Origin of the sequence: Rothia mucilaginosa (genome assembly GCF_049990865.1) — a bacterium.
GTDB classification, from domain to species: domain Bacteria; phylum Actinomycetota; class Actinomycetes; order Actinomycetales; family Micrococcaceae; genus Rothia; species Rothia mucilaginosa_I.
The window spans coordinates 905,002-930,395 of the sequence record NZ_CP188231.1; the positions used below are offsets into that span (position 1 = coordinate 905,002).

The following is a 25,394-nucleotide window of genomic DNA, read 5'->3' on the forward strand; positions in this document are numbered from 1 at the left end:
CATAGGTCAGTAGACTAATTTAGAATTTCGCACAGATTACTCTAAGGAACGAGATGCTCTCACAGGAGATTTCCAAGCGCTGGATCGATTTCTTCGCTTCCCGCGGCCATACTGTGGTGCCTTCGGCATCGCTGATTTCGAACGAGCCCGGCGCTATGTTCACCATTGCCGGTATGGTGCCGTTCATTCCCTACTTCCTGGGCCGTGAGACCCCTCCGTTCTCCCGCGCGACCAGCGTGCAGAAGTGCATCCGCACCCTGGATATTGAAGAGGTCGGTAAGACTGCGCGTCACGGTACCTTCTTCCAGATGGCTGGTAACTTCTCCTTCGGTGATTATTTCAAGGAGCAGGCGATTCCGTTTGCTTACGAGCTGCTGACCACCCCTCAGGATAAGGGCGGTTTCGGTCTGGATCCGGAGCGCCTGTGGGTCACCATTTATGAGGGTGACGATGAGGCCTTCGACATTTGGCACAACAAGGTGGGCTTCCCGGCTGAGCGTATTCAGCGTATGGGCATGAAGGAAAACTACTGGTCCACCGGTCAGCCCGGCCCCGCAGGCCCCGACTCGGAGATCTTCTATGACCGTGGCCCCGCGTACGGTAAGGAAGGCGGCCCGGCGGCTGACGACGACCGTTACATTGAGATTTGGAACCTTGTGTTCATGCAGTACCAGCGTGGCGAGGGTATCGGTAAGGATGACTTCGAGATTCTGGGTGATCTGCCGAAGAAGAACATCGATACCGGTCTGGGCGTTGAGCGTCTTGCCATGCTGCTACAGGGTGTTGAGAACTTCTACGAGACCGACCAGGTTCGCCCCGTTCTGGACGCTGCTTCTAAGCTGTCCGGTAAGAAGTACCACGGCTCTGAGTCTGCTGAGGACGAGGGCTATGAGGACGACGTGCGTATGCGCGTGGTGGCTGACCACATCCGTTCCTCGCTGATGCTGATTGCTGATGGCGTGACCCCCTCCAACGAGGGTCGCGGCTACATTCTGCGCCGTCTGATGCGCCGCGCTATCCGTGCGATGCGTCTGCTGGGCGTTACTGAGCCCTGCCTGCCCGTGCTGTTCCCGGCTTCGCGTGATGCGATGAAGGGTGCTTTCCCGTACGTTGCTGACGACTTCGAGCGTATTTCCCGTATTGCGTACGCTGAGGAGAAGGCGTTCCTGCACACCATTGAGACCGGTACTGAGCGTCTGGAAGAGGCAGTTGCTGCCGCTAAGAAGGACGGCTCTAACGCTGTTTCCGGTGCGGAGGCGTTTGCTCTGCACGACACCTACGGCTTCCCGATTGACCTGACCCTGGAGATGGCTGCTGAGGCTGGCGTGAAGGTTGACGAGAAGGCTTTCCGTGAGCTGATGGCTGAACAGCGTCACCGTGCGCAGGCTGACGCTAAGGCGAAGAAGGGTGCGTTCGCTGACCTGTCCGAGCTGCGTAAGCTCGTGGATGAGCGTGGCTCCATCTTCACCGGTTACACCGAGCTGCGTACTGAGACTAAGCTGCGCGCGATCCTGGTGGATGGCGTGTCGGTTCCCGCCGCTAAGGCTGGCGACAAGATTGAGGTTGTCCTGGATGAGACTCCGTTCTACGCGGAGGCTGGTGGCCAGGCAGCTGATACCGGTGTTATTACCGGCAACGGCTTCATTATTGACGTTCAGGACGTTCAGCAGCCCGTGAAGGGTCTGAGCGTTCACCGCGCCGTTGTGCGTGAGGGCGAGGTTCACGTCGGTGCCGATGTTGTGGCACAGGTTGACGTTCAGCGCCGCCGCGACGGTGAGAAGGCACACTCCGGTACCCACATCATTCACGCTGCTCTGCACCAGGTGCTCGGCAACGAGGCTACCCAGCGTGGCTCTTTCAACAAGGAAGGCTACCTGCGTTTTGACTTCGCGTGGAACGAGGGCCTGTCCGAGTCCGCTAAGCGTGAGGTTGAAGAGGTTGCTAACCTCGCAATCCGCGATAACCACGAGGTGATTACTCGTGAGATGCCGCTGGCTGAGGCTAAGGCTCTGGGCGCTATGAGCCTCTTCGGTGAGAAGTACGGCGACGTGGTGCGTGTTGTTGAAATCGGCGGCGAGTTCTCCCGCGAGCTGTGCGGTGGTACCCACGTTGGTTCGTCCGCTGAGATTGGTTCGCTGACCCTGCTGACCGAGGGCTCTGTTGGCTCCGGTAACCGCCGTGTTGAGGCTCTGGTGGGTCTGGATTCCTTCAACCACCTGGCTGCTGAGCGTACCCTGGTGAACCAGCTGACCGGCCTGATGAAGGTTCAGTCCTCCGCTGATCTGCCGGAGAAGATTAACCAGACTCTGGCTAAGCTGAAGGCTGCTGAGAAGGAACTGGCTCAGCTGCGCCGCGAGAAGCTGCAGGCTGAGGCTGGCAAGCTGCTGGAGAACGCACAGACCATCGGTTCTGTTCGCGTTCTGGCGCATGACGCTGGTGAACTGGACGCTAACGGCGTTCGTGAGCTGGCTCTGGATCTGCGTTCGCGCTTCGGCTCCGAGGCCGCTGTTGTCGCCGTGGTGGGTGTGGCTAATGGTCGCCCCGTCGTCCTGGTGGCAACCAACGAGGGTGCTCGTGAGGCTGGCGTGAAGGCTGGCGCTCTGGTCCGCGTCGCTGCCGGTGTTCTCGGCGGCGGTGGCGGCGGTAAGGACGACGTCGCTCAGGGTGGTGGCCAGGATGCATCCAAGATTGGTGCTGCACTGGACGCTGTCCGCGACGCTATCGCACAGGCTCAGGCCTAAACATGGCAGAATTCCAGCGCGGAGTGCGGATGGGTGTCGATGTGGGTAACGCCCGCGTCGGCACCGCCCTCAGCGACCCCGACGGTATCCTCGCCACCCCGCTCAAGACGCTACGCCGCGACGCGAAGAAGAACTCTGACCGCCGTGTTTTGCGTAAGCTGATTGAGGTGAACGAGGTGGTGGAGGTGTTCGTCGGGCTTCCGAAGACCATGCGTGGTGGGGATTCTCCCTCCACGGAAATGGCTCGGGAGTACGCTCAGGCTCTGCGCTCCGAGCTGGATGCCGAAGAGAAGACACACATTAACATTTGGCTGGTGGATGAGCGACTCACCACCGTGAGCGCTCACCGTGCACTGCACGAGGCTGGGGTTTCCAGCCGAGATTTCAAGACTATGGTTGACCAGGTGGCGGCTGTGAATATTTTGCAGTACAGCCTGGATGCCCTCAAGGCGGGGCAGTCCGTAGCCGGGTACAAGGTGAGCGATCCGGCCCACGAAGAAAACCGACCGTCCGAGTCAGAAGGGACCACGGTCGGTGCCGTCAACGAAACGGAGAACCTTCAGTGACCGAACAGAATAAACATCCCGAAGAGAGCGGGCTCGACCTCTTTAGGCCGACAGCCGAGGATGAACGTAAGGGCATCACCGGCATCACGATGGAACAGGAAATCGTGTCGGTGGCTACGTTGCGTGCGCGTAAGCGCCGCCGCCGTGCCATCATGCTGAGCGCGATTTCTCTGTTTGTGGTGGCTCTGGTCATCATTTCGGGTGCCCTGATTACTCGCTATGACCCGTTCAAGACTCGTGACTACTCGGGTGGCGGCAATGGTACGACCGTGACCTTCACGATTCGTTCTGGCCAGTCCACCGCGCAGGTGGCGCAGGAGCTTGAGGCAGCGGGCGTTATTGCTGATGCTGATAAGTTCGTTGAGGTGTACACCAAGGAGAGCAAGGGCAAGTACCTGCAGCCTGGTACCTACGAACTGCAGCAGCACATGAGCAGCTCGAGCGCGATTACGACCATTATCGAGGCGAACAGCAACGTCCTGTACCTGGCGATTCCGCAGGGTAAGCGCGTGAGCGAGACCATCGACCTGATTGTTTCTGGCTCCGATGGCGCATTCACCCGCAAGCAGGTTGAGGATGCGGTCAGCAACTACACCCAGTACGGTGTGCCGAGCAACTTCCCCTCGATTGAGGGTTGGCTGCACCCGGGCGAGTACCGCTTCCCGAAGGACACCGACATCAAGAAGGTCATTCAGACCATGGTTGATAAGACCAAGGCTGACCTGAAGGAAGCCGGCGTGAGCGGCGACCAGAAGACCTTCGAGGTTCTGACCATCGCCTCCATCGTGGAGCTTGAGGCTCAGCCGAAGGACTACGTGGCGGTTGCGGGCATCATTGAGAATCGTCTGAACAACCCCGATGGTGAGACCTCGGGTCTGATTCAGTCGGATGCGACCGTGACTTACGGTCTGGGTGTCCGCTCGTACCACCTGACGGAGGAGCAGAAGGCCGATAAGAGCAATAAGTACAACACTTATGCGAATAAGGGTCTTCCGAAGGGTCCGATTGGTTCCCCGCAGCTGGCTTCGATTAAGGCTGCTGCGGCTCCTGAGAAGAACCCGTACTACTACTGGGTGACTGTGGACCTGGACTCCGGTGAGACCAAGTACTCCCGCACGTACGCTGAACACCAGCGTTATGTTGAAGAGTACAACCAATGGTGTTCTAATCACCCGAACCGTTGTAGCTAAGTTGCTGCTGATTGGTTCAGCCGGTAGCTACGATCGATAGTTTTGGACTGAAGGTTTCTTGCTGAGGCGGGTACCGCCTCCACGAGAGTGGGGGAGGTGCCCGCCTTTGCTGTACCCGAATACTGGGCTGTGCTCGGTTGTACTCGGTTGCGGTCGGTTATTTGGCTATACCCGAATAGTGGTTTGTCCCTTAAAATGGGTAGAGTGCGCCTATGAACGCGAGTTCGTGGCGTGCGTGTCCGTAAGCCCCAAGCGTTGAGAGCGTTCCCCAGCGTTGAGAGCGAGAGAGTACCGATGAAGACTGAACCGTACCGCGAAGCGCTGTACCGTGAAGCGCCCTATCTTCGCCGCGCCTACGTGCTGGGGCACCCGATTGAGCATTCCCTGTCACCTGCGCTGCATCGTGCGGCGTACGACTTTTTGGGCGAGGCGAATCTTGAATATGATCGCCGCGATACTCTACCCGATGATTTGCCGGCGATAATGCACGGTGTGCGCCACCCGGACGGTACGGAGGACGCCCCGTATATTGCGGGTCTGTCAGTGACGATGCCGTTGAAGACCGCGGTCATTCAGTATTGCGATGAGATCAGCGAGATGGCGCAGGTGACCGGTGCTGTGAATACGGTGTATCCGCGCGGCGAGAAGGTGCTGGGGCATAATACGGACGTCATCGGCATTGTGAACGCGCTGCGCCACGCCGGTTTGGAGCCGCACCCACTCAAGGATTCCGCCGCGATTGTGGGCGGGGGAGCGACCGCTATTTCCGCTTTGGCGGCGCTGCACGCATTGGGGTACCGCCGCGTGAGCGTGTACGCTCGTTCCCTGCATAAGCTTGGTAGCGTGCAGGAGGCGGCGGACCGCCTGGGTGTTCAGCTGGAGCAGATTTCCCTAGCTGAGCTGCCGAAGAATCTTGCTGAGCGCGGTCATCACCCGGTGGTGTCTACTCTTCCTGCCCATGCGGCGGATGAGTGGGCGAGCCAGCTGAGCGGACTGAAGGGCGCCTCCGCGACGCACCGGCCGGTACTGCTCGATGTTGCGTATAACCCGTGGCCTTCGGTGCTGGCGAGCGCTTGGGAGGCGAACGGCGGCACGGTGGTTTCTGGTTTGGAGATGCTGCTGTATCAGGCGGTGGAGCAGGTTCTGCTTTTTACTGACCGCACCCTGTCTGAGGGTGAGCTGCTGGGCCTGGTGAATGCGATGTGTGAGGCGGCTGGTCTTCCACTTCGTGCTTCCGTTTCGTGAAAAAAGCGTGCTTTCACTCGCTCAGTAAACAGGCATTTTATACACTATTTATACACGTGAAGAATTATTATTCCTTCCTCCTGCGCTGCGGTGCGGGTGCGATGAAAAGAGGTTAACCTATGGCCCTGCGTTGGCTCACTGCCGGAGAATCCCACGGCGAGGCGCTCGTCGGCATTATTGAGGGCGTACCCGCCGGTGTGGAACTCACCAGCGACATGGTGCGTGACGCCCTGGCTCGTCGCCGCCTCGGCTACGGCCGCGGTGCCCGCATGAAGTTCGAGGAGGACCGCGTGCGCATCCTGGGCGGTGTGCGTCACGGCCTGACTCAGGGCGGCCCGGTCGCGATTGAGATTGCGAACACCGAGTGGCCCAAGTGGACTGACGTGATGAGCTCCGACCCGGTGGATCCGAAGCTGATTGAGGGTCGTGCGCGTAATGCTGCGCTGACTCGTCCGCGCCCCGGTCACGCCGATTTTACCGGCATGCAGAAGTACAACTTCTCTGAGGCTCGCCCGGTGCTGGAGCGCGCCTCCGCCCGTGAGACCGCGACCCGCGTGGCTCTTGGCGTGGTTGCCGCCCAGATTTTGAAGGCTCTGGGTGTTGAGCTGGTTTCTCACACCGTGGCTGTGGGTGGCGTGCACGCTCCCGAGGGCGCCCCGGTGCCTTCGCCCCGCAACGTTGACCAGCTGGACGCTGACCCGCTGCGCTGCTTCGATAAGGCAACCTCCGACGCGATGGTTCAGCGCGTGGATGAGGCGCACAAGGACGGTGAGACTCTCGGCGGTGTGGTTGAGGTGCTCGCGTACGGTATGCCTCCCGGACTGGGTTCGTACGTGCACTGGGACCGCCGCCTGGACGCGCGCCTTGCCGCAGCGCTGATGGGTATTCAGGCTATTAAGGGCGTTGAGGTTGGTGACGGTTTCGCGACCGCTGACCGCCCGGGCACTGCCGCTCACGACGAGATTTCCATTGGCGAAAACGGCGTAACCCGCGATACCAACCGTGCAGGTGGTATTGAGGGCGGCATGAGCATTGGCGACCTGCTGCGTGTGCGCGCGGCAATGAAGCCCATTGCGACCGTGCCGAAGGCTCTGAAGACCATTGATACTTCCACCGGTGAAGAGGCTCGCGCCCACCACCAGCGTTCGGACGTGTGTGCTGTTCCCGCTGCCGGCGTGGTGGCGGAGGCGATGGTCGCCCTGGTGCTCGCTGAGGCTGCACTGGAGAAGTTTGGTGGCGACTCGATTGGTGAGACTCGCCGCAACATGGATTCCTACCTGGACGCTATCCCGGCGTCTCTGGCGTGGGAGTCTAACGTGGCTGGTTGGGACGCGTAGTGCCCCTTCCGGCGGAGTCTGAGGGCCGCGGCGCGGAAGGTCACGGTTCCGGGGAGGTTTCTGTGAAGCAGGGCGTTCGCCCGGTCGCTTCGAGTCCCCTTGCGCGTATTGCTGCGGCAACGCAGCGTGCGCGAGGGGGCGCTTCGCCGCGCCCCGAATCTGGAGTCTCGGAATCCGGTACTTCTGCTGCGGCTGAGCAGGCTGTTGAGGCTCGTGAGGATGCCGCGTCGGTTTCTTCTGCCCGCCCGGCGTCTCGCGTGCCCACTCCGGCTGACCTGATGCGTTCTGGCACCCGCCCCCTGCCCGCCGCTGCGGCGAGCACGCAGGGTGTGCGCCTGTACGCCTCCTCGGTATCTGAAGACGCCGACCCGGCGCTCGGCCTGGACGAGGATTTGCGCCTGAAGCTACTTAGCGCCCTGCAGGGCATGGGCACCGCCGCCGCGGAGCCCGGTAAGGAGCCCGCGAAGGCGGAAGCGCCCAAGCCGACTGCACCCAAGCCTGTTGCGCCGAAACCTGCCGCGCCCAAGCCGGCACCTGCCAAGCCCGCAGCTCCGAAACCGGCTGCACCGAAATCTGTCACGCCGTCGGTAGCCGCTGCGCCCAAGCCGGCACCTGTAAAGCAGGCACAGCCTGCAGAGGCGGCGGGGGAGAGCGCTACCGCTTCTGCGCCCGCAACTCCCGTAGCCGCAGCCCCCGCAACTCCCGTAGCTGTGCCCGCGGCTGAACCCGCCAAGCCGGTGCGTCCGACCCCGGCACTGTTCGGCAAGGTTCAGGTTGCTGCACCCGCAGTACCCGCCACGGCAGAAGAGAGCCAGGCAGGGGAGAAGCCCCTCGAAGCTTGCGCGCCGGAAGAAACGCCCGCATCGGAAGAACCCGTTGCGCTGGAAGAAATCCCCGCGGAAATCCCCGCAGAGGCGCTCACCGAAGACGAGTCCGCCGGCGCTCGCATCCACCCGCAGCAGGTGCGTGAAATGCACGAGAACTTCGCGGAACGCTCCCGCCCCATCGTGCTCATCGGCCCCATGGCGGCAGGTAAGACCTACATCGGTACGCACCTGGCGCGTTTCTACGGCTACGAGTTCCTCGACGCCGACCAGCTCATCGTGGAACGCTACGGTGAAGTCTCCGAAATCTTCGAGATTTTCGGTGAGGCGTACTTCCGCGAGCTCGAACGCAAAACCATCGAAGAGGTCCTCACCTCGCCCGTGTACCGCAACACGGTGTTCTCCCTGGGCGGTGGCGCGCCCATGACCGACTCGGTTGCGGAGCTGCTCAAAGACGAATGCGTGGTGTACATCCTCGTTGATGCTGACACCGTCACCCCGCGCATTACCGGCAACAAGACCCGCCCGCTGCTGCAGCCGAACCCGGTCGAGCGGTGGACCGAAATTTTTGAGCGCCGCCGCAGCCGATACGAAGAGCTGGCGCACTTCACCCTGGACGCACGAGGCGGCCGCCCCATCACCGAGATGACCGCCGAAATCCAGGCGTACGTGACCGCAACCCGTGCCTCCCGCGCGCAGCGCCCCCAAGCATAACCCCTCACCTGTGAAAGGACACATGATGAGCACTCAGCCCACCCCCACTTTCGGTGCCTCCGGCGCGGAAGATATCACCCGCATCCCGGTGACCGGCAGCTCCCCGCGTGAGAACTATGAGGTTCTCATCGGCCACAACCTGCTCGGTAAAATCCCCGAAATTCTGGGCAACCGCACCAAGAAGGTGCTCGTGATTCACCCGCGTGCCCTGCGTTCCACCGGTGAGCTGGTCATGGAAGACCTGCGTGCCATGGGCTACGAATCGTTCAGCGCCGAAATCCCGGATGCTGAGGAGGCGAAGCACTACCAGGTGGCGGCGTTCTGCTGGCAGGTGCTCGGTCAGAACGACTTCACCCGCACCGACGCGATTATCTCCGTGGGTGGCGGCGCTATTACCGACGTTGCCGGTTTCGTGGCGGCAACCTGGCTGCGCGGCGTGCGCGTCATTCACATTCCGACCACCCTGCTCGGCATGGTGGACGCTGCCGTAGGCGGTAAGACCGGCATCAACACCGCCGAGGGTAAGAACCTGGTCGGCGCGTTCTGGCCGCCCGCCGCGGTGCTCTGCGAAATCGGCACCCTGCGCACCCTGCCCGAGCATGAGCTGCTGACCGGCATGGGTGAGGTCGTCAAGTGCGGCTTCATCGCAGACCCCGAAATCCTCGATCTGATCGAGGCGAACCCGAACGCCGTACGCGACTCGCAGTCCGCCGTGATGCGTGAACTCATCGAGCGTAGCGTGCGCGTGAAGGCGGAGGTCGTCTCCGAGGACCTGCGCGAATCCGGCCGCCGCGAAATCCTGAACTACGGCCACACCCTCGCCCACGCCATTGAGCGCAACGAGCGTTACCAGTGGCGTCACGGCGCGGCAGTGTCCGTCGGCATGGTCTACGCCGCCGAACTGGCGCTGGCAACCGGTCACGCCGACGAAGAACTCGTGGCACGTACCCGCCGCATCCTCGAATCCCTGGGCCTGCCCACCTCCTACAAGGCAGACGCATGGCCCCAGCTGCTCGAAGCAATGCGCCGCGACAAGAAGGCACGCGGCAACCTGCTGCGCTTCATCATTCTTGACGGTCTGGCTCGCCCGCGCGTCTACGAGGTACCGGACGACTCGATCCTGTACATGACCTACCAGGAAATTACCGAGTAGGTGATGAGTCCCGTCCATTCACCGGAGGCACCCGGCACGTATCTGCCAGCACATGACAGGCAGTACGCGCCAGCCAGCGGGGTGCCGCAGAATCTGTGGCGCCCCTGCTAGGCAAATTCGTGCGCATCCTGTAGAATGTACGGGACATATTTTTGCTCATTGAAAACTTAGCGCCGCGCCGGGTACCACTACGGCGTGAGCGTCGATGACACGAAGGAGAGCCCCATGGCATCCACTACCGATATTAAGAACGGCGCCGTCCTGAAGATTGACGGCAACCTCTGGTCCGTCGTAGAGTTCCAGCACGTTAAGCCCGGTAAGGGCGGCGCATTCGTCCGCACCAAGCTGCGCAACGTTACCTCCGGCAAGGTCGTCGACCGCACCTTCAACGCTGGCGCTAAGATCGAAACCGCAACCGTTGACCGCTCCGACTACCAGTACCTGTACCAGGATGGCGACGACTACGTCTTCATGGACATGAAGACCTACGACCAGATCAACGTTCCCGCAACCGTTGTTGGCGACGCAGCAAACTACATGCTCGAGTCCCAGACCGCAACCATCGCAATGCACGAGGGTAACCCCCTGTACATTGAGCTGCCCGCATCCGTGGTCCTCGAAATCACCTACACCGAGCCCGGCCTGCAGGGTGACCGCTCCACCGGCGGCACCAAGCCCGCAACCGTTGAGACCGGCTACGAGATCCAGGTTCCCCTGTTCCTGGAGACCGGCACCAAGGTCAAGGTTGACACCCGCACCGGTGAGTACCTCGGTCGCGTGAACGACTAATGAATTCGCGTACGAAAGCCCGATTGCGCGCCCTCGAAGTGCTCTTCGAGGCGGATCAGCGCAACGAAGATTATATTGAGGTACTCCGCCGCCGCCGACTGTACACGGTAGCGCAGATTTCTGCTTACTCTGAGGAAATCATTCGTGGCGTCCGCGACCACGACGAAGAAATCCGCGAGTTTGTGGAGACTTACGCCCGTGACTGGTCCTTCGAGCGTATGCCCGCCGTGGACCGTGCCGTGCTGCGTATTGGCACTTGGGAGCTTCTGTACAATGACGAAGTTCCGGATGCTGTCGCAATTTCTGAGGCTGTCGGTCTGGCGCGTGTGCTGTCCACGAATGACTCTCCGAAGTTCGTGAACGGTCTGCTGGATAAGCTCCGTCAGGTGAAGCCGACCCTGCTCGCGTAAGACGTCCCGCCGCAGCCTGCCCGCCAGCCTATGGCTACTTGGTTGGTTTGCCACTGTTGAGGATGCACCCGCAGGGGAGCGTACGTGAAACCCCCGCCGTACTGTAGTTCGCTACAGGACGGCGGGGGGTTTCTGTGTCTACGCTTCTTCGGTCGGTGCGGTTCTGCGTGGGGTTCCGGATTGGGTGCAGATGCGCTTGCTGGGTTCGGCGGTATTCGAGGCTTCACCGGACAACGCAGGCGGGGGAGTGCCCCCTCTGCGGCGCTGAGCGCCTTGAGGACGGAGCCCCCGCCTCGCGTGTCCGGTATGCGCCCCATTACATCAGGGGCGGAGGTTAGACAACCTCGTCTACCTCATAGTCGCAACCTTCGTGCTCAATATCGGTACTGCCGAGAACATATGCCCCGTCATCACGTCGAACGATAAAGATCCTCCGTGTTTGGCTGGCGTTCAGCCTAGACCCGTCAGACAGACGAATATTACTAGTATCTTCACAGTAGGTGATGGCTATACCCGCGTTAGGCTCCGAAGGCTTAGAACCATCAGAGTGCTCCAAATTGTAGATAGAGGGAAAGCGAACATCACGGACGATAATATCGCCTTCCACAGGGGAGGATGCTGCGAGCTTACGCATAGACTCTGCCTGCTTTTTAACGCTTTCGAGAATACCCTTACTTACGTACTGAAGTAGCTCCTCATCACTGGTATGTTTCAGATCTCCATGCACCCAGGCGTTCTTAACACGTAGATGCTGGTCCAATACGGCGTACGCTGCGACAAGCGCCGCGTTTTCAGCTTCCTTCGAATCATTATTGGTGTCCACGCTCGGGCGAACCAATACAATCTCGGAGCCGGACGGGCCGGTCGGAGTAGGCGAAGAAGTAGCAGTGGGAGGCGCAGAAGCCTCAGTACTTGCCGATTCAGCGCTCGCGGAAGTGGAAGCGCTCGATTCTGCGTTGACCTGCGCGCCTCCGGAACATGCGGACAGGGTGAGCATCAGTGCCGCAGAGAGCGCGGCAATAGAACTACGGTTAAACATCATTGTTGGTTCTTTTCTGGTGTGTGGTTGTGTAAACCGCAGAATTATCCCTACAGCAACGTGTGGAATTCAGCGGAATGTTATCGATTGATGCCATTACCCTAACATACATCTACAGAGCACACACCCCGGCGTATTGTTTGTCCATTTTGTCGAGAGCCTGCTCGTTGTGGTGCAGGCTAGGGGCTCGGTACGCGCCTCATCCTGTCTCCCCCTCACCGTGAGCGGTCTCTCGCCGAACCTGAACGTAGCCTGTGAACTGTGGTACCCTACTAGAAGCACAAAACCTTTAAATCCGTCCCGTGAGGCGGGGAAGGAGACGGCTATGCCTGGGTCAACTGTACCCACATCCGGCGCGAATCAGGGGCGAAACGTAACCGCAGCCCCCCATTCGGCAACCCCTCAAAACGCCTCCGAGGACGCGACCACCGTCGGCCGCACCATCCTCAGCGAGGACGAAATCCGCCGCGCCCTCACCCGCATCGCCTACGAAATTATTGAAACCAACAAAGGCGTAGAAAACCTCGTACTCATCGGCATCCGCTCCCGCGGCGTGCCCCTCGCCGTACGACTCGCCGCCCGCATCCAAGCCATCGAGCCGAACTTCAACGCAGAAACCCGACTCGGCGCCCTGGACATCACCGCCTACCGCGACGACCAGCCCGTCTCGCCCAACGGCACCACCTCCCCAGATACCGCAGGGGAGAGCATCATGCCCAGCATCGGCATTGAAGGTAAAACCGTAGTCCTCGTTGACGACGTCCTCTACTCCGGCCGCACCGTACGCGCCGCCCTCGACGCACTCAACGCCCACGGACGACCCGCCCTCGTACGCCTGGCAGTCCTCGTAGACCGCGGACACCGGCAACTACCCATCCGCGCCGACCACGTGGGCAAAAACCTGCCCACCAGCGCCAGCGAAACCGTGCGCGTCGTACTGACTGAAACCGACAACGCAACAGACCGAGTTGACATTATCCAGCTGGGAGGGCTCTCATGAAGCATCTGCTCGACACCCGCGAACTAACCCGCGAAGAAGCCATCGAAATCCTTGACGTCGCCGACTACATGGCGCAGGTCAAAGCCGAAAACCGCACCCTCAACGTGCTCAACGGCAAGACCGTCGTCAACCTCTTCTTCGAGGACTCCACCCGCACCCGCCTCTCCTTCGAAGCCGCAGAGAAGCGCCTGGGTGCAGCCGTCACCAACTTCTCCGCCTCCGGCTCCTCCCTGTCTAAGGGCGAGTCGCTCAAGGACACCGCGCAGACCCTCAAGGCGATTGCCGCGGATGCGTTCGTGATCCGCCACTCGGCATCCGGCGCACCGCAGCGCCTCGCCGAGGCAGGCTGGACCGACATCCCCGTGCTCAACGCGGGCGACGGCACCCACGCACACCCCACCCAGGCACTGCTCGACGCTGTGTCCCTGCGCCAGTACAAGGCAGAACTCGACGGCCTCGACAGCCCCCGCGGCACCGACCTGTCCGGCATGCGCGTGCTCATCGTTGGCGACATTCTGCACTCGCGCGTGGCACGCTCCAATCTCTGGCTGCTGAGCACCCTCGGCGCGCAGGTCGTCTTCGTTGCACCGCCGACCCTGCTGCCGCTGAACACCGCCTCCTGGGTTGAAGAAGCGGGCGTAGAAATCTTCCACGACTTCGACGAAGCCATCGCCACCAACCCGGACGCCGTGATGCTGCTGCGCATCCAGAAGGAACGCATGAACGCTGCGTACTTCCCCTCCGCAGAGGAGTACACCGACCTGTGGGGCCTGACCGCCGAACGCTTCGCAACCCTGCAGGCGCAGCCGCAGCCGGTCGCAATCCTGCACCCGGGCCCCATGAACCGCGGCCTGGAAATCTGCACCGAAGCCGCCGACGCCACCAACTCCTGGGTCCTGCGCCAGGTCAGCAACGGCGTGGCGCTGCGCATGGCGGTGCTCTACCTGCTTCTGACCGACGGCTCCAGCGCCAAGCTCTACGCCGGCGACGAATCCTAAACGACCTTCCTAACGAGAGGAACCAACACCATGAGCAAGTACCTGATTAAGGGCGCAAGCCTCTACGGCGAAAAGGTCGCCGACATCCTCATCGAGGACGGTGTGATTAGCCGCATCGCAGAGAACATTGACGCCGCAGACGCACAGGTCGTCGAGGCGGCAGGCCAGGTGGCGCTGCCCGGCCTGGTCGACATCCACACCCACCTGCGCCAGCCCGGCTACGAGGCATCCGAAACCGTTGAGACCGGCACCCGCGCAGCAGCCCTGGGCGGCTACACAGCAGTGTTCGCCATGGCAAACTCCATGCCCGTGGCAGACACCGCCGCAGTCGTTGAGCAGGTCGACCGCCTCGGCAAGGAATCCGCATGGTGCCGCGTGCAGCCCATCGGCGCAGTGACCGTGGGCCTGAAGGGCGAGCGCCTCTCCGACATTGGCGGCATGGCGAACTCCACCGCGAACGTGCGCGTGTTCTCTGACGACGGCATGTGCGTGTACGACCCCGCCGTGATGCGCCGCGCCCTCGAATACGTCAAGACCTTCGACGGTGTTATTGCGCAGCACGCGCAGGAGCCGCGCCTGACCGAAGGCGCCCAGATGAACGAAGGTAAGGTGTCCGCTGACCTGGGTCTGACCGGTTGGCCTGCCGTCGCTGAAGAGGCAATCATTGCTCGCGACGTGCTGCTGGCTGAGCACCTGGACTCCAAGCTGCACATTTGCCACCTGTCTACCAAGGGCTCCATTGAGGTTGTGCGCTGGGCTAAGTCCCGCGGCGTGAAGGTGACCGCGGAGGCAACCCCGCACCACCTGCTGCTCACCGACGAGACCGCACGCACCTACGACCCGGTCTTCAAGGTGAACCCGCCGCTGCGCACCGAAGAGGACGTTATGGCGCTGCGTCAGGCAGTTGCTGACGGCATCATCGACGTGATTGGTACCGACCACGCACCGCACCCGGCCGAGACCAAGGAATGTGAGTGGGCGTGCGCAGCGAACGGTATGACCGGCCTGGAGCAGGCACTGTCCATCATCCAGATGACCCTGGTTGACACCGGCATGATTACCTGGCGCGATGTGGCACGCATCCTCTCTGAGGAGCCCGCGAAGATTGGTCGCCTGGACCACGAGCAGGGCCGCCCGCTTGCCGAAGGCGAACCGGCAAACATTGTGCTGGTCGACCCGAAGGCAACCCGCGTCATCAAGCCGGAGGAGCAGGCAACCAAGGGTAAGAACAACCCCTACCGCGACATGGAGGTGCCCGGCTCGATCCGTGCAACCTTCTACGCTGGCCACCCGACCGTGCTGAACGGCGAGCTGGCAACCCCGCGCCGCTAACCTGCGAGGCGAACGTACGTGGTGACCGTGCCTGGCGGTGGTAGGTTCACGCCTGCCACCGCCTTGCGGGGAGCACCGCCCCCAACCTCACCGACCCAGGCCGAGACAATCGACCGAGACCCCAACCGAAAGAGAGAACCTTCGTGGGAAAGTTCCTGACCGCCATCATCTGCATCGCCCTGGTTGCCCTGTGCATCTACGGCATGTGGCACGGATGGCGCTCGCGCCTGGCACGTCAGGCGAACATGTTCGGCTCCCTCAAGGAAGTTCCCGAACGCTACGAGGGCATGACCGCTGACGCCGCTTTCGAGGGCGAATACGTCAGCACCACGATCTTCGGCAACTGGCTGGACCGCGTGGGTTTCGACTCGCTCGGTTTCAAGAGCAAGTCCACCCTGCTGATTTACCCGGACAGCATCATCTTCACCCGTGACGGCGCGAAGGACCTGTGGATTCCGGCGAAGAAGCTCGCCGTCATCACCACCGACCGCGGTATGGCGGGCAAGGTTGTGGAGAAGAACGGCCTGGTTGTGATTGGTTGGACGCTGGACGGTCACCGCGTGCAGACCGGCTTCCGCACCCGCTACGCCGAGGACAAGCAGGCGGTACTGCAGGAACTGCGCCGCATCGCCCCGAACGCGGTGGATGCGCCCGAGAAGTGGGCGGCAGAACCGGAAGCCTAACCGGCAGCCCGGACTAATATCCCGGACCAATATCCCCGGCGCACCCGCACACCCATAGATTTTGCCCCACGGCAGGCGAACACCCCGCCGAAGGCACCATAGACTACCCCGGAACCTGCACGGTAGAGGCCGTACAGGAAGCGGGGGAGAACACCAGAGAAAAGGAAGAAGAGCATGACTGACATGACACGATCCGGCGCCCTGCGTACGGACCGCGCGCTGCTCGTCCTGGAGGACGGCACCGTCTACCGCGGCTATGGCTACGGCGCAACCGGCGCGTCCCTGGGCGAGGCGGTTTTCTCGACCGGTATGACCGGCTACCAGGAAACCCTGACCGACCCCTCCTACGCGGGTCAGATTGTGGTTCAGACCGCTCCCCATATTGGCAACACCGGCGTGAACACCACCGACGCTGAGTCCCGCAAGATTTGGGTTGCAGGCTACGTGGTTCGCGACGCCGCACGCGTGGCATCCAACTGGCGTTCTGAGCGCACCCTTGACGAAGAGCTCATTGAGCAGGGCATCGTCGGTATTCAGGGCATTGACACTCGCGCCCTGACCCGCCGCCTGCGTTCGAGCGGTTCGATGCGTGCGGGCGTGTTCTCCGGTGAGCACGCAGAACGCCCCGAAGCTGAACTGCTGGAGGAGGTGCGCGCCTCCGAGCCGATGGCCGGCCGTAAGCTCGCTGACTCCGTTTCGGTTGACACCGCCTACACCGTTGAGCCGCACCAGTTCAACTGGTTCGCACCCCCGGTCGCAACCATCGTCGCCCTGGACCTGGGCATTAAGTCGATGACCCCGCAGCGTTTCGCTGAGCGTGGCGTGCGCGTGCACGTGCTGCCCGCAAACGCAACCCTCGAGGACATCTACTCCTACAACCCCGACGGCGTGTTCTTCTCCAACGGCCCCGGTGACCCGGCAACCGCTGACGAGCAGGTTGAGCTGCTGCAGGGCGTGCTGCGTAAGGGCACCCCGTTCTTCGGCATCTGCTTCGGTAACCAGTTGCTTGGCCGCGCCCTGGGCTTCGGCACCTACAAGCTGCCCTTCGGCCACCGCGGCATCAACCAGCCGGTCATGGACAAGACCACCGGCAAGGTTGAGATCACCGCGCAGAACCACGGCTTCGCTGTGGATGCGCCGATTGGCGACTACGTGACCGCACCGAACGCCGAGTTCGGTCAGGTCATGGTCTCCCACGTGGGTCTGAACGACAACGTGGTTGAGGGCCTGACCTGTAAGGACATCCCCGCGTTCTCCGTGCAGTACCACCCCGAGGCTGCTGCGGGCCCGCACGATTCCGCCTACCTCTTTGACCGTTTCATCGACCTGATGGTCGCAACCAAGACTGCAAAGGAAGCATAAATGCCTCGTCGTACTGACCTTAATAGCGTCCTCGTCATCGGTTCCGGCCCCATCGTCATCGGTCAGGCAGCGGAATTCGACTACTCCGGCACTCAGGCGCTGCGCGTGCTGAAGGAGGAGGGCGTGCGCGTCATCCTCGTGAACTCGAACCCGGCAACCATCATGACCGACCCCGAGTTCGCGGACGCCACCTACATTGAACCCATCACCCCCGAGGTGATTGAGAAGATCATCGAGAAGGAAAAGCCGGACGCAATCCTGCCGACCCTGGGTGGTCAGACCGCGCTGAACGCGGCAATCTCCCTGGATGAGCGCGGCGTGCTCGCCAAGTACAATGTTGAGCTCATCGGCGCGAACATTGAGGCGATTAACCTCGGTGAGGACCGTGAAGCATTCAAGGGCGTGGTGGAGCGCGCCGGCGGCGAGTCTGCACGCTCGGTGATTGTTCACTCCATGCCGGAGGCGCTGGAAGCCGCTAAGGAGCTGGGCTACCCGATGGTGGTCCGCCCCTCCTTCACCATGGGTGGTCTCGGCTCGGGTATGGCGTACAACGAGGAAGACCTCTACCGTATTGCCGGTGCCGGTATTCAGTACTCGCCGACCAGCGAGGTCCTGCTGGAGGAGTCCATCCTCGGCTGGAAGGAATACGAGCTGGAGATGATGCGTGACACCAACGACAACGTCGTGGTCGTCTGCTCCATCGAAAACTTCGACCCCGTGGGCGTGCACACCGGTGACTCCATCACCGTGGCACCCGCACTGACCCTGACCGACCGTGAGTTCCAGAAGTTGCGCGACATCGCGATCAACGTGATTCGTGAGGTTGGCGTGGACACCGGTGGTTGTAACATCCAGTTCGCGATTGACCCGAAGACCGGCCGCATCATCGTCATTGAGATGAACCCGCGCGTGTCTCGTTCTTCGGCGCTTGCGTCGAAGGCTACCGGCTTCCCGATTGCGAAGATTGCGACCAAGCTGTCCCTGGGTTACACCCTGGATGAGATTCCGAACGATATTACTCAGAAGACCCCGGCGTCCTTCGAGCCGACCCTCGACTACGTGGTCGTGAAGGTTCCGCGCTTCGCGTTTGAGAAGTTCCCGGCTGCTGACCCGACCCTGACCACCACCATGAAGAGTGTTGGCGAGGCTATGGCTCTGGGCCGTAACTTCACTGAGGCTCTGCAGAAGGCGATGCGTTCGCTGGAACAGAAGGGCGCGTCCTTCTCGTTCAAGCCGCTGACTCTGTCTGAGGCTGAGCTGGCTGAGCTGATTGAGAAGACTAAGGTTCCGACCACTCAGCGTATTTACCAGGTTCAGCAGGCTCTGCTGGCTGGCGCTACCGTGGAGCAGCTGCACGAGGCGACCAAGATTGACCCGTGGTTCCTGGATCAGCTGGTGCTGCTGAATGAGGTTGCCGGCGTGGTTCACGCTAAGCGCGACCACCTCGACCCGGAGACCCTGAAGCTGGCCAAGCGTCACGGTTTCTCGGACGCTCAGATTGCTGAGATTATCGGCTCTTCTGAGGATGTTGTGCGCGGTGTTCGCCACGCTCTGGGTATCCGCCCGGTCTTCAAGACTGTTGACACCTGTGCTGCCGAGTTTGAGGCGTTCACTCCGTACCACTACTCCTCCTACGACCTGGAGGATGAGGTTGCGCACCACGAGAAGCCCTCGATTATGATTCTGGGTTCGGGCCCGAACCGTATCGGTCAGGGTATCGAGTTCGACTACTCCTGTGTGCACGCTTCGCTGGTGCTGCGTTCGCTCGGTTACGAGACCGTCATGGTCAACTGCAACCCTGAGACTGTTTCGACTGACTACGATATTTCGACTCGCCTGTACTTCGAGCCGCTCACCCTTGAGGATGTGCTTGAGATTGTTGAGTCGGAGCGTCGTACCGGCGGTCTGATGGGCGTATTCGTTCAGCTGGGCGGTCAGACTCCGCTGAAGCTGGCTCGTGCCCTGAAGGATGCGGGCGTGCCGATTCTGGGCACCACCCCCGAGGCTATTGACCTGGCTGAGGACCGCGGCGAGTTCTCCCGCGTGCTGGAGGAGGGCGGCCTGATTTCGCCCAAGAACGGTACCGCGTTCACTTTCGAGGGTGCTAAGCGCATCGCTGACGAGATTGGTTACCCGGTTCTGGTTCGTCCTTCGTACGTGCTGGGCGGCCGTGGCATGGAGATTGTCTACGACGAGGCGAACCTGGCACGCTACCTGGAGAACGCTACCGAGGTTTCGCCTTCGCAGCCTGCTCTGATTGATAAGTTCCTTGAGGACGCTATCGAGATTGACGTTGACGCCCTGTTTGACGGCGAGGAGCTGTACCTGGGCGGCGTCATGGAGCACATCGAGGAAGCCGGTATTCACTCGGGTGACTCCTCCTGTACTCTGCCTCCGATTACTCTCGGCCCGGACATCATCGCAAAGGTGAAGGACGCTACCGAGAAGATTGCTCGCGGCACCGGTGTGCGCGGCCTGATTAACATTCAGTTCGCGTACGTGTCTGAGAACCTGTACGTGATTGAGGCGAACCCGCGTGCGTCTCGTACTGTTCCGTTCGTGTCGAAGGCTACCGGCGTGCAGATGGCTAAGGCCGCTGTGCTGATTGGTCTGGGTAAGAGCATTGCTGAGCTGAAGGCTGAGGGCTACCTGCCGCAGAACATGGACGGCGCATCCCTGCCTGAGGAGACCGCGATTGCTGTGAAGGCTGCGGTTCTGCCGTTCGCTCGTTTCCGCACCCCCGAGGGTGTTGTGGTGGATTCGCTGCTGAGCCCGGAGATGCGTTCGACCGGTGAGGTCATGGGTCTGGATAAGCACTATGACACCGCGTTCGCGAAGGCTCAGGCTGGTGCTGGTTCGCCGCTGCCGACCTCCGGTAAGGTATTCATTTCGGTGGCTAACCACGATAAGCGTAACGTCATTATTTACGCGAAGATGCTGGAGTCGCTGGGCTTTGAGATTGTTTCGACCGGTGGTACTGCTGAGATTCTGCGCCGTAACGGCCTGAACTCGGTGCTGGTGGCTTCGAAGTTCGCTGAGGCGAATGGCGACCACTCGATTGTGGACATGGTCCGCAACGGTGACATTGACCTGATTCTGAACACCCCTGCCGGTGGTGCTGCTCGTAGCGATGGTTACGAGATTCGTGCCGCTGCGGTTTCGGTGGGCTGCCCGGTCATGACCACCATTTCTGAGTTCGCTGCGGCTGTTCAGGCGATTAATGCTCTGCGTGAGCACAGCTGGGACATCATGAGCCTGCAGGAGCACGGCGTTCAGCTGGCTGCCGCTGTGGATGCTCGTTCTGAGGGTGGCGAGGCGTAATGTCCGCTGCTTTTGGTGATCGTCTGGCGAAGGCGATGGCGGAGCGCGGCCCGCTGTGTGTGGGTATTGACCCGCATCCGAACCTGCTGGAGCAGTGGGGTCTTGAGGATTCCGCTGCCGGTCTGGCTGCTTTTACTGAAGCGGTCTATGAGGGTTGCGCCCCGTTTGCGGCGGCGTTGAAGCCTCAGGTGGCGCTGTTTGAGCGTCACGGTTCGGCTGGTCTTGCTGTGCTGGAGGCGCTGTTTGCCCGCGCTGCCGCTGATGGTGTGCTGATTGTTGCTGACGCTAAGCGCGGCGACATTGGTTCGACCATGAAGGCGTACGCGGACGCGTGGCTCGGCTCCTCCTCGCCGCTGGGTACCGATTCGGTGACTTTGAGCCCGTACCTGGGTATTGAGTCGCTGCGTCCGGCGCTGGATTTGGCGAATGAGAATGACCGCGGCACTTTCGTGCTGGCGTTGACTTCGAACCCCGAGGGTAAGAGCGTTCAGCACGTGGGCGCGTCGGAGTCCGGTCATTCCGGCGAGTCCGAGGGCGCTGTGGCTAAGCGTATTATCGCTGCGGCTACCGCTGAGAACGCTTCCCGCCAGTGGGAGCAGATGGGTCCGTGCGGCCTGGTGGTTGGCGCGACTGTTGGTCAGGCGCTGGTTGATTTGGGTATTGACCTGAGCGTGTTCAACGGCCCGATTCTGTCGCCGGGTTATGGTGCGCAGGGCGCTTCGGCGGCTGATCTGTACCGCGTGTTTGCTGGCGTTGAGTCGCAGGTGCTGGTGAATTCCAGCCGTGGCGTGCTGGCTGCTGGCCCGTCGGTTGAGGGTTTGGCGAAGGCTGCGCAGGCGGCTCGTGATGACCTGTTGGCGGCTCGCGGCGCATAGTTCGCGTGTTGCGTGAGGGGCGTGTGCTCCGGGTGGATTCTGTTGAGAGTCTGCTCGGGGTGCGCGCCCTTTTTGCGTGTATTGTGGGGGCTGAGGTGCTCAGCGTGATGCGAGTTTGCTCACCTCTGTAGTCGGGGAGTGCGCCTGCTCTATGAGATGCGTGCATGGCTCCACTTTTGATAGGGCGAATACTCCGCTATGCTATAGGGGTACTCCCTGATATTTACGTGCTGACGTGCGTAGACGCATTGTTGGTGTGAGGGTGAGTGCCGCGGGTAGAACGGGGGTTCTCGTGCTATCCGTGTTACATTAGTTGATAAGTAAAATTCTATAACTCGCAGAAATGGGGGACCCAACCATGCCGCTGACTCCGCTAACTGAGGATGCGCGCGCCTCCGCCCGCGAGAAGGCAGTACTTGCCCGAGCACACCGCCAGGAAATTAAGCGTGCACTGAGTGACCGTGAACTTTCCGTACGTCAGGTGCTCGACATGGTCGATTCCGACCCTGCACTGGCTAAAATGCCGGTGGGGCAGATGTTGCGCGCACTTCCGGGCATTGGTGCCGTTCGAGCTGAACGCATCATTGAAGAACTTCATATTGCACCGACTCGCCGCCTTGGCGGCCTGGGTGTACACCAGCGTCGCAAGATGGTGGAGTACTTCAACCGTAATTCGCGGTATTTGAACCGTGCACGTCGTAAGACTGCTGGTCAGTCTTCCGAGTCTTCTCAGTCCTAATACCTCGTGCCTTCAGCCGATGAAGGCGCAGTAAGGAAGCTATGTCTCAGCCGACTCTCACCGTACTGGCTGGCCCCACTGCTGTTGGCAAGGGTACGGTGTGCCAGTACATTCGTGAGAACTACCCGAACGTGTGGTTCTCTGTTTCCGCTACTACTCGTGATCCTCGCCCCGGTGAGGTTGACGGTACTCACTACTATTTCGTTTCGATGGAAGAGTTTGACCAGATGATTGCTGACGGTCAGATGCTTGAGTACGCTGTGGTGCACGGTAAGAACAAGTACGGTACTCCGCGCGCTAAGGTCCAGGAGGCCCTGGACGCTGGCCGCCCGGTGATCCTTGAGATTGACCTGCAGGGTGCTCGCCAGATTCGCGAGACCATGCCTGATGCCCGCCTGATTTTCTTGGCTCCTCCGAGCTGGGATGAGCTGGTGTCGCGTCTGGTGGGTCGAGGCACCGAGAGTGAGCAGGAGCAGGCTCGTCGCCTTGAAACCGCGAAGATTGAGCTGGCTGCTGAGAAGGAATTTGACGTCACGGTCGTCAACGACTCTGTTGAGCGTGCAGCGAAGGAAATTGCTGAGCTGATTGGCGCCGCCTAATCTGCATGCTTTGCGTTTGCGGTGGGGCTAGAGTTTCTTCCGACCTGTAGTTCTGCCGTGAGGCGTTGTGAAGGGTGGGGGTTTCGAAGAGTTTTCTTCGGAGCCCCCACCTTTTTTGGCCGGGCCGACATCTTTTGTCCGGGCTGGTACGTGCGTTTTAGCCGTTGAGAGGGTAGAATGGTTCTTTAGTTTTGACCGTGCCCTCAGTGTGCCCGGTTTGCGCCATAGCGCGAACGGTGTGCGGGGGCGTTCGGTACGTACATTCCATCAAGCTATTTGGAGTTTTTAGTGGCAAACGAAAACAAGGAACACGAGGACTACAACTTCGTTGACGGTGTCGCTCCCGAGGGCATCGTGAGCCCCAGCGCTGACGCGCTGATTGAGAAGGCGGAGTCCAAGTACGGCCTGGTGATTTTCGGTGCCCGCCGTGCACGCCAGATTAACGCGTACTACGCTAACCTGCAGGACAATACTGCTGCGCACGTTGGCCCGCTGGTTGACGCTGAGTCGAACGAGAAGTCCCTGTCGGTGGCAATGCGTGAAATCATTGCTGACCGTGTTGTGGCGGAGCACCGCCCGGGCGCAAAGTTCGACGAGGACGGCTACCCGATTCCCGAGGATCTGTCCGCTGTGATTGATTTCAGCGCGGCTGAGTTCCCCGGCGCTATCGAGGAGGAGTACATCCCCGCAGGTAGCGAAGAGGTTATCGCTATCGAAGAGGTTATCCTCGACGAGTCCGCTGAGTAATCTGCTTCTACAAGGATTCTTTGACGTACCATGCGCATTATCGTTGGTATTGGAGGGGGCATTGCTGCGTATAAGGCGGCGATGCTCCTTCGTCTTTTTGCGAAGAATGGCGACGAGGTAATCGCCATGCCCACCCCGAACGCGACGAAGTTCGTGGGTGTTCCCACCCTGGAGGCGCTGAGCGGCAACCCCGTCTCAACGGACGTGTTTGACCGCGTGCCGGAGGTGAACCACGTGCGTCAGGCTGAACAGGCTGACGCTGTGGTGATTGCCCCGGCGACCGCTGATTTGCTGGCTCGTTTGGCGGCTGGTCGTGCGGATGATCTGCTGTCCTCCACGGTGTTGACGACGCACGCCCCGGTGATTTTGGCGCCGGCGATGCATACCCAGATGTGGGAGCATCCGGCGACTCAGGCGAATGTGCAGACTCTGCGTTCGTGGGGCTATCACGTGATTGAGCCCGCGATTGGGCGTTTGACGGGCCCGGATTCTGGCCCCGGTCGCATGCCTGAGCCGGAGGATATTTTCGCGGTCGCACTGGACGTGATTGCGCGCTTCCCGAAGGGTCAGGTACACCCGGTGTACACGCCCGGTTACGCGCCGACTGAGCCCCTGTACACGGGCACGGAGCAGGAGCGTCTGGCGGCGGCACGTGCGGCGACGCTGAACTCGGCGCTGCTTGGTCAGGTTGAACCCAGCCAGGCTGATTCGGGTCAGGTAGCTGGCGCATCCGAATCGCTGCGTGGTCCTCTTGCCGGTCGCCTTGTGGTCATTACCGCCGGCGGCACCCGTGAGGCGCTGGACCCGGTACGCTTCCTCGGCAACCGTTCGACCGGCAAGCAGGGCGTGGCGCTCGCGGAGGCGGCACGCGACCTGGGCGCGACTGTGCACCTGATTGGTGCGAACCTTGAGGTTCCCGCGCCGGAGGGTGTGCAGGTGACCCGTGTGGTCAGCGCCCTGGAGCTGCGTGAGGCGACCCTTGAGGCGAGCGCGGCGGCGGATGTGCTGATCATGTCTGCGGCTGTGGCTGATTTTAGGCCCGCCGAGTTTGCCGAGTTCAAGATAAAGAAGAGCGCCGACTCTGAGGACGCGCCGGTGATTCAGCTGGTGCGCAACCCGGATATTCTGCGTGAGGTCGTTGTGCGCCGCCAGCAGGCTCGTGAGGCGGGGGAGAGCACCCTCGGCCCGAAGCTCATTGTTGGTTTTGCGGCGGAGACCGGTTCGGTGGAGAAGACTCCGTTGGAGCTGGGTCGTGAGAAGCTGCAGCGTAAGGGTACGGACTTCTTAGCGGTCAATACGGTGGGCGTGAATCGTGGTTTTGGCACGGACGATAACACGATTACGCTGCTGTCGACTCTGAACGATGAGGCGCCGGTGTTCTCCGGTTCGAAGAAGGAGCTGTCGGTGCGTCTGTTGGAGCATGTGGCGGCTTTCCTGCCGGAGCTTTCTGCCTGAGCTTTTGGCCTATGGCAACCTGGTGCATCCGCGTGTAGTTGCGGAGCGTTCATAGTTCGAAACGTTCGTGGTGTGGAGCCCGTGCGGTGCCTCCTGTGGGAGGTATCGTGCGGGCTTTGCTGTACCCTTACGGCTCTGCCGCCCGCCTCCTTCTGCGGCCCCCTTGGAGAGCATTATGCGCAGGGATTTGTGACCGGGATTTCTTTCCTTTCGGCTTCGGCTGGGGGAGTGCCTCATATTTCTGTCATACTGGTGAAATTTCTGACCGTACCCCT

Annotated in this window: 21 protein-coding genes; 20 read left to right on the top strand and 1 reads right to left on the bottom strand. The window is 61.2% G+C overall.

All coding sequences use genetic code 11. The features are described 5' to 3' along the window. The first annotated feature begins 53 nt into the window (after positions 1 to 53). The 9 genes from alaS to nusB all read left to right on the top strand — a co-directional run bounded on the left by alaS (position 54) and on the right by nusB (position 10,969). Positions 54 to 2,741, top strand: coding sequence for an alanine--tRNA ligase (gene alaS / locus ACP3RB_RS03610; RefSeq protein ID WP_426699464.1), 2,688 nt, complete (start codon positions 54 to 56; stop codon positions 2,739 to 2,741). A 2-nt stretch (positions 2,742 to 2,743) separates the two neighbouring features. After that, complete coding sequence (ruvX, locus tag ACP3RB_RS03615; RefSeq protein WP_012903482.1) at positions 2,744 to 3,307, top strand: Holliday junction resolvase RuvX; 564 nt, start codon at positions 2,744 to 2,746, stop codon at positions 3,305 to 3,307. Continuing rightward, positions 3,304 to 4,497 carry an endolytic transglycosylase MltG gene (gene mltG / locus ACP3RB_RS03620; protein ID WP_426699465.1) on the top strand — a complete coding sequence of 398 codons (1,194 nt, stop codon included), beginning with the start codon at positions 3,304 to 3,306 and terminating at the stop codon, positions 4,495 to 4,497. Before ruvX ends, mltG begins: the two co-directional genes overlap by 4 nt. A gap of 294 nt (positions 4,498 to 4,791) precedes the next feature. Further along, positions 4,792 to 5,742 carry a shikimate dehydrogenase gene (locus ACP3RB_RS03625; protein ID WP_426699466.1) on the top strand — a complete coding sequence of 317 codons (951 nt, stop codon included), beginning with the start codon at positions 4,792 to 4,794 and terminating at the stop codon, positions 5,740 to 5,742. 119 nt (positions 5,743 to 5,861) lie between these two features. Then, positions 5,862 to 7,079, top strand: a complete 1,218-nt coding sequence (gene aroC / locus ACP3RB_RS03630) for a chorismate synthase (protein ID WP_060824748.1) — start codon at positions 5,862 to 5,864, stop codon at positions 7,077 to 7,079. Beyond that, positions 7,079 to 8,617 carry a shikimate kinase gene (locus ACP3RB_RS03635; RefSeq protein WP_426699467.1) on the top strand — a complete coding sequence of 513 codons (1,539 nt, stop codon included), beginning with the start codon at positions 7,079 to 7,081 and terminating at the stop codon, positions 8,615 to 8,617. The genes aroC and ACP3RB_RS03635 overlap by 1 nt, the downstream gene beginning before the upstream one ends. Positions 8,618 to 8,642: 25 nt before the next feature. Then, positions 8,643 to 9,770: a 3-dehydroquinate synthase gene (gene aroB / locus ACP3RB_RS03640; RefSeq protein WP_005505930.1), complete on the top strand. Its 1,128-nt coding sequence runs from the start codon at positions 8,643 to 8,645 to the stop codon at positions 9,768 to 9,770. Between the two features lie 225 nt (positions 9,771 to 9,995). Next, the gene (gene efp / locus ACP3RB_RS03645; protein ID WP_219101370.1) at positions 9,996 to 10,559 is read left to right on the top strand and encodes an elongation factor P; all 564 of its coding nucleotides are present in this window, start codon (positions 9,996 to 9,998) and stop codon (positions 10,557 to 10,559) included. Beyond that, positions 10,559 to 10,969 (top strand): transcription antitermination factor NusB, encoded by a 411-nt coding sequence (gene nusB / locus ACP3RB_RS03650; protein WP_296704113.1) that lies wholly within the window; start codon positions 10,559 to 10,561, stop codon positions 10,967 to 10,969. Before efp ends, nusB begins: the two co-directional genes overlap by 1 nt. 334 nt (positions 10,970 to 11,303) lie before the next feature. Here nusB and ACP3RB_RS03655 read toward each other — a convergent pair whose 3' ends face one another. Further along, entirely contained in the window at positions 11,304 to 12,011 is a 708-nt protein-coding gene (locus ACP3RB_RS03655; RefSeq protein ID WP_426699468.1) for a methyl coenzyme M reductase subunit gamma, read from the bottom strand. A 322-nt stretch (positions 12,012 to 12,333) separates the two neighbouring features. On the opposite strand from ACP3RB_RS03655, the gene pyrR reads away from it, so the two are divergent. The 11 genes from pyrR (at position 12,334) to ACP3RB_RS03710 (ending at position 25,119) form a co-directional block, all read left to right on the top strand. Next, positions 12,334 to 13,008 (top strand): bifunctional pyr operon transcriptional regulator/uracil phosphoribosyltransferase PyrR, encoded by a 675-nt coding sequence (pyrR, locus tag ACP3RB_RS03660; RefSeq protein WP_304193164.1) that lies wholly within the window; start codon positions 12,334 to 12,336, stop codon positions 13,006 to 13,008. Further along, positions 13,005 to 14,006, top strand: coding sequence for an aspartate carbamoyltransferase catalytic subunit (locus ACP3RB_RS03665; RefSeq protein ID WP_426699469.1), 1,002 nt, complete (start codon positions 13,005 to 13,007; stop codon positions 14,004 to 14,006). The genes pyrR and ACP3RB_RS03665 overlap by 4 nt, the downstream gene beginning before the upstream one ends. A 30-nt stretch (positions 14,007 to 14,036) precedes the next feature. Further along, the gene (locus ACP3RB_RS03670) at positions 14,037 to 15,338 is read left to right on the top strand and encodes a dihydroorotase (RefSeq protein WP_049337441.1); all 1,302 of its coding nucleotides are present in this window, start codon (positions 14,037 to 14,039) and stop codon (positions 15,336 to 15,338) included. A gap of 143 nt (positions 15,339 to 15,481) precedes the next feature. Then, on the top strand, positions 15,482 to 16,021 hold the full coding sequence (locus ACP3RB_RS03675; protein WP_311647936.1) for a hypothetical protein: 540 nt from the start codon (positions 15,482 to 15,484) through the stop codon (positions 16,019 to 16,021). Between the two features lie 174 nt (positions 16,022 to 16,195). Beyond that, a complete protein-coding gene (gene carA, locus ACP3RB_RS03680; protein WP_304193171.1) occupies positions 16,196 to 17,383 on the top strand; it encodes a glutamine-hydrolyzing carbamoyl-phosphate synthase small subunit in 1,188 nt (395 codons plus the stop codon). Continuing rightward, on the top strand, positions 17,384 to 20,704 hold the full coding sequence (carB, locus tag ACP3RB_RS03685) for a carbamoyl-phosphate synthase large subunit (protein WP_311452835.1): 3,321 nt from the start codon (positions 17,384 to 17,386) through the stop codon (positions 20,702 to 20,704). Continuing rightward, a complete protein-coding gene (gene pyrF / locus ACP3RB_RS03690) occupies positions 20,704 to 21,579 on the top strand; it encodes an orotidine-5'-phosphate decarboxylase (protein WP_426699470.1) in 876 nt (291 codons plus the stop codon). The genes carB and pyrF overlap by 1 nt, the downstream gene beginning before the upstream one ends. A gap of 358 nt (positions 21,580 to 21,937) precedes the next feature. After that, entirely contained in the window at positions 21,938 to 22,318 is a 381-nt protein-coding gene (gene mihF, locus ACP3RB_RS03695; protein WP_070847723.1) for an integration host factor, actinobacterial type, read from the top strand. A 41-nt stretch (positions 22,319 to 22,359) separates the two neighbouring features. Next, positions 22,360 to 22,917 (top strand): guanylate kinase, encoded by a 558-nt coding sequence (gene gmk, locus ACP3RB_RS03700; protein WP_296704085.1) that lies wholly within the window; start codon positions 22,360 to 22,362, stop codon positions 22,915 to 22,917. A 288-nt stretch (positions 22,918 to 23,205) separates the two neighbouring features. Then, positions 23,206 to 23,664: a DNA-directed RNA polymerase subunit omega gene (gene rpoZ, locus ACP3RB_RS03705; protein ID WP_314704761.1), complete on the top strand. Its 459-nt coding sequence runs from the start codon at positions 23,206 to 23,208 to the stop codon at positions 23,662 to 23,664. 30 nt (positions 23,665 to 23,694) lie between these two features. Continuing rightward, a complete protein-coding gene (locus tag ACP3RB_RS03710) occupies positions 23,695 to 25,119 on the top strand; it encodes a bifunctional phosphopantothenoylcysteine decarboxylase/phosphopantothenate synthase (protein ID WP_426699471.1) in 1,425 nt (474 codons plus the stop codon). Positions 25,120 to 25,394: the final 275 nt, after the last annotated feature.